The sequence below is a fragment of the Thermococcus sp. genome (assembly GCF_026988555.1).
Taxonomy (GTDB): domain Archaea; phylum Methanobacteriota_B; class Thermococci; order Thermococcales; family Thermococcaceae; genus Thermococcus.
This window is the reverse complement of sequence record NZ_JALSLB010000020.1, coordinates 1-3,641: the sequence shown is the minus strand read 5'-3', so window position 1 is coordinate 3,641 and position 3,641 is coordinate 1. Positions and strand designations below refer to the sequence as shown.

The following is a 3,641-nucleotide window of genomic DNA, read 5'->3' as shown; positions in this document are numbered from 1 at the left end:
CCCTCAAAATGGCCGTTTATGGTTGCGGGGATTTTCGTAGGGCTGGCCTACTTCCTCTACAAATGGGAGAAAGAACCCGCCTCCCAGAAACTCCTGGAAAAAGAAGTGGATGAGATCAAATCCTGAGCTCATTTATGTGCTCAAGAACCTTGACCATCAGCTTGACACCGGCATCGACGTCGCGCTCGTCTACCACTTCAGTGTTTGAGTGGATATAGCGAGCGGGAACGCTTATCGCACCGGTCGGAACGCCGGCCTTGTTCAGGTGTATCGCTCCCGCATCGGTTCCTCCACCGAGGAGGATGTCCCACTGGTACGGAATCTCGTGCTTCTTAGCTAATTCCTCCATCCACCTCACAATCGTCGGGTGGCAGATGACGGAGCGATCCATTATCTTTATCGCGGTTCCCTTGCCGAGCTGGGTGACCTGCTTGTGCTCCGGCGTTCCGGGAACGTCGGCCGCTATGGTAACGTCTATGGCAAAGCCGTAGTCGGGGTCTATTCCAAAGGCGGAAACCCTCGCTCCGCGAAGGCCGACCTCTTCCTGAACCGTTGCAACGAAGTATATGTTTGCATCGGTCTCTCCAAGCTCCTGGGCGGCCTTGACGAGGGTGTAAACGGCTATCCTGTCGTCGAAGGCTATGCTGACGAGCCTGTGCTTCCCAAGGCGCTCTAAGCGGCCGTCCCACGTTATTATCGTGCCAACCTTAACGCCCATCTCCTCTGCCTCTTCCTTGCTCTCCGCGCCTATGTCTATGAAGACCTGCTCCCAGGTTGGGGCCTTGTTCCTCTCCTCCGGCTTCTGGATGTGGGGTGGAACGGAGCCACCGACACCGTAGATGAACTTCTCCTTACCAATCCAGACCTTGAAGCGCTGGGCGATGAGCGTCCTCGGGTCAACGCCTCCAACGGGCGCAACGCGGAGGAAACCGTTCTTCTCGATGTGGGTCACCATGAGGCCGATCTGATCCGTGTGTGCCGCCAGCATGACCTTTGGGCCATTTCCTTTTTTGTGGGCTATGACGTTGCCGAGCTTGTCAACCTTAATCTCGTCAACGTAGGGCTTGAAGGCTTCCACAACGACGTCTCTAACGCCGAGGAACTCGTAGCCAGAAACTCCAGGGGCTTCAACTATCTTCTTGAGAAGCTCGTAGTCCACCATCTTCATCACCTTCCGTTTAGATTTCCATCTAAATGGTCACGGCCGGGATATTTAAGGTTTTAGGTGTTCCAGCAGTTCCTCAACGGTGATGCAGCCATCACACTCCCTGCGGAAGCTCTTTGCTATGAGGAAGTAACGCTTTTCTCCCCTCCACTGGAGGTTGTGTGACTTTGTGATAAGCCTGCTGATCTCCCTCGGCCCATCAACATTGGACTTCCATTTCGTTTCTATGAACGTGGCGGTTTTATCTTTGTTATCAACGGCAACAAGGTCTATTTCATAATTTCGTCCCCAGTGGGGCCCAATCAGGTCAAATGTGATGAGGTCTCCGTTTAAGTCGTGAAGAATGTCTCTTACAACCCTCTCGAAGACCCTCCCAAAAAACCCCGGAAATCTTCTCCCGATGTTTCTCATAAACGCATTAAAATCCCCTACTTCAATGTGCCGGCGATTTGGTTCTATCATGCTGAACCAGAAGTTCAGGAAGTAGTCGCTGATTACATACCTCGAACGTCTACCACCGAGGATGGGCCTTTCCCGGGTTATTATTCCGTAGTAGTCCTCCAATGCTTCGAGATATTTGGTAATGCTCCCGGGCTTCATCCCAACAGCGTTGGCAATCTCGACGAGCCTGTTTTTTCCCGAGGCTATTGCTTCAAGGATGGAGAAATAGGTTCTGTAGGCTTTCCCAAACTCATCCATCAAGAGTCCTTCCCCCTCTGCCGAGAGGACTGTGGAGTATCGAACCCCCTCCATAATAATGCCCAAAGGCTCCTTGGTTTCGAAAACTTCAAGCAGTTCGTAGTATTTTGGGATTCCACCAAAAATGCCATAAAACTCAATCCGCGAGATTGGATCTTCGACTCCAAGGTCTTTGAGCATCCTGAAAACCCATCTTGGCCGTAGGGGTTGTAGCTCTATGAAAAGGGTGCTCCTGCCGTAGAGAGGGGCCTTTCGAGACATCAGCAGTCTTTTCATCATTCCTAAGTATGAACCGGATAGGATCAGCAGAAGGGGCTTATCTCCGTTCCGGTCAATAAAACGCTGGAGATCAAAGGCTATGGCAGGATCTACACGGAGCACGTTTTGAAACTCATCGAAGAAGATGGCTTCAACATTGGAAACTTCCAGATATTCAAACATCTCTGAAAAACTTCCAAACCTTGGAGAATAGCCCAATTTCGTCTTTATCTCTCTTGAAAAATCCTCTAAGAGTAATCTCTCGCTTTTGACCGAAAAGAAAAAGTCCAGATAAGTAGTATCAGTCCTGCCAAAGAATTCTCTCACCAGCCGTGTTTTTCCAACACGCCGACGTCCGGTTATAGTCACGACGACAAGTCTGGAGTTAGACAGTCTCAACGCTTTCTGCAGAGACTCCATCTCGTTTTCCCTGTCGTAGAACCGCATTTGTATCCACCAACTGGATTATCCTGTAACAGGATATAAAATTTTCGAAAGATACATGCATCCCGGTTAGCTATTCCAAAAGCTTATATTTCAGTGCTCTGACGTTAGGTCATGAACGTTCTACTAAAGTTCAACCCCGTTCCCTGCACCTTCCTCAAAAGGCTCAACCGCTTCGTGGCACTGGTTGAAGTTGAAGGCGAGGTTAGGAAGGCTTTGGTAACCAACACCGGCCGCCTAGAGGAGTTCATGACCCCCGGAAGGAAAGCCTTCTGTCTGCCGAAGAGCGGTGGAAAGACCGATTTTATCCTCATCGCCTTCGAGGACCTGGGAGGAAAAGGGGCGATAATAGACACACGAACTCAAGCTAAAGCCTTCGAGAGGGCTTTGGAGCTTAACCTAATCCCCTGGCTCAGGGACTGCCGGATAAAGAGGAAGGAAATCACAGTTGGAAAATCAAGGCTCGATTACCTCTTTGAATGCCCCTCGGGAGAAATCTACGCCGAGATGAAGAGCGCCGTTCTGCGCGGCGGAAAAAACGGGGAATACGCAATGTACCCGGACTGTCCATCGCTGAGAGGCCAAAAGCACATCAAGGAACTGGTGGAACTTTCGAAAAAGGGAAATAGGGCGATGATTTTCTTTGTAGGTGCCTTGCCAGGCGTTGAGAAATTCCGACCCTACGAAAGAGGTGACCCCGAGATAACCCGACTTCTTGCCGAGGCTGGGAAGGCCGGCGTTGAAGTCCACGCCATGAGTATATCCCTCCTCCCCGGCGGGGATGTGATAATCGAAAATCCAGACCTCCAGATCGAGCTGGCGGAGAACTTTTAAAGACCCTGCCGTATTCCATCCGGGGTAAGACCCCGTGGGGTGAAAGGAATGACCATAGTTGATGTAAGGATTCTGGTTGAAGGAGCGAGCGATGTTGAGGTTGTAAGCAAGGCACTTCAGGGTCTCGCTCTGGGAAGCGAGTACAGCATCACAATCTCCTCAATAATTCCAACGACCAACATCGAGATAGCAAAAAGTGCGGCCGCAGGGGCAGATCTGCTCATCATAGCAACGGATGCCG

The 3,641-nt window shown here is 50.9% G+C and carries 3 protein-coding genes and 1 pseudogene; 2 read left to right on the top strand and 2 right to left on the bottom strand.

Annotation, left to right across the window (positions count from 1 at the left end; translation table 11 throughout):
- Window positions 1–115: 115 nt before the first annotated feature.
- Window positions 116–1,162, bottom strand: coding sequence for a M42 family metallopeptidase (locus MVK60_RS02470; RefSeq protein WP_297436120.1), 1,047 nt, complete (start codon window positions 1,160–1,162; stop codon window positions 116–118).
- Between the two features lie 51 nt (window positions 1,163–1,213).
- On the bottom strand, window positions 1,214–2,569 hold the full coding sequence (locus tag MVK60_RS02465) for an ATP-binding protein (RefSeq protein ID WP_297436118.1): 1,356 nt from the start codon (window positions 2,567–2,569) through the stop codon (window positions 1,214–1,216).
- Between the two features lie 111 nt (window positions 2,570–2,680).
- On the opposite strand from MVK60_RS02465, the gene sfsA reads away from it, so the two are divergent.
- Both sfsA and MVK60_RS02455 read left to right on the top strand, forming a co-directional pair.
- Entirely contained in the window at window positions 2,681–3,400 is a 720-nt protein-coding gene (gene sfsA / locus MVK60_RS02460; protein ID WP_297436116.1) for a DNA/RNA nuclease SfsA, read from the top strand.
- Between the two features lie 48 nt (window positions 3,401–3,448).
- Window positions 3,449–3,641: pseudogene (locus tag MVK60_RS02455) on the top strand (topoisomerase); the annotation flags it as partial.